The sequence below is a fragment of the Pseudoflavonifractor sp. 60 genome, assembly GCF_009911645.1.
Lineage (GTDB): Bacteria > Bacillota > Clostridia > Oscillospirales > Oscillospiraceae > Lawsonibacter.
Map to the genome: position 1 here is coordinate 1 of NZ_QWKI01000347.1, position 1101 is coordinate 1101.

At 51.2% G+C, this 1101-nt stretch carries 1 protein-coding gene; it reads right to left on the minus strand.

Features of this window, described 5'->3' with window-relative positions:
* The coding region (locus D1646_RS22325) for a leucine-rich repeat domain-containing protein (RefSeq protein WP_207709453.1) at window positions 1-897 on the minus strand (897 nt) is incomplete at its 3' end.
* Window positions 898-1101 lie beyond the last annotated feature (204 nt).

A 1101-nucleotide genomic window follows, 5' to 3' on the forward strand; every position in this document is an offset into this window, starting at 1 on the left:
ATTCTCCACCGCCCACATCACAGGCTGGGCGAACCAGTCGGTGGTTTTCACATCCGCCATCAGGTGGTTGTAGTGGATGTTGGCATTGGTCAGGGCCGAGTTGCTTACGCTGCTGATCTGGATGGCCTTCCACTGGGCTTCAGTGCCGCTGTAATACACGTCGGTCAAACTGGGACAATTTGCAAATGTATAGTCTTCTACATGGGTTATACTGACCGGGAGGCTTACGCTGGTCAGGCTGGTACAACTCTGGAACGCAGTCCTCCCGATGTTGGTAACGCTGGATGGAACGTTTACTCTAGTCAAAGTTGTAAAGTTTGCAAATGCCCAGCTCCCAACGCTGGTAACACTGGACGGAATCGTCAGCTCCGTCATAGTCCGCAGCACATGGGGCGGATACTGCCACACGGCGGGGTGTACGCCGGTTCCGGCAGTCCCTTTGGCCCGGTTCAATAGGATATCCGTATAGCATTCTTCATACTCTTCGTTCACACGTGTATAAAAGTTATGCATAATGTCATGCAGGCCGAACTCCTTGCCCCATCGTTTGTTCATACGTTCCATAAAATGCAGAAATTCATGGACTGGATAGCCTGGCGACCAAGGATATGTGCCCTTGGTCCATCTAGGTACAGCTGCACAGTTGATACACGAGTGGCCATTTCCGTTCTCAAATTCACCGCTGGTTATTCCCCCATAGCCCGTGGCAAGGGTATCCAAGTTGACAATACAAGAAACATGGTCATATCGGTCCAGGTCCACCTTCTTCTTTAGAAGGGGAGTTGCCTGATCATAAGCGACATAGGACCCGCCGCTATAATCGTTATGCAATTCTGTGAGGGACTCATCAATCTCCACCACCTCCACATGGGCACGCATCACCCCAAGTGAATTCATATATATTTCAAATTCTTGAGCGCCATCATGGATACCATTGATTTCGTCCTGGGGCATGGAATATTTTACATGCACGGCTTTGCCGTTTTTGTCTTTACCGTCGGCGTCCACGTTCTTGAAGATGGCGAACAGGAAATACCAGTCGGGCAAATTTGCCTCCGCCGCCGAGGCGGTGACGGGCAGCAGGCCCAGGCACATCACCAG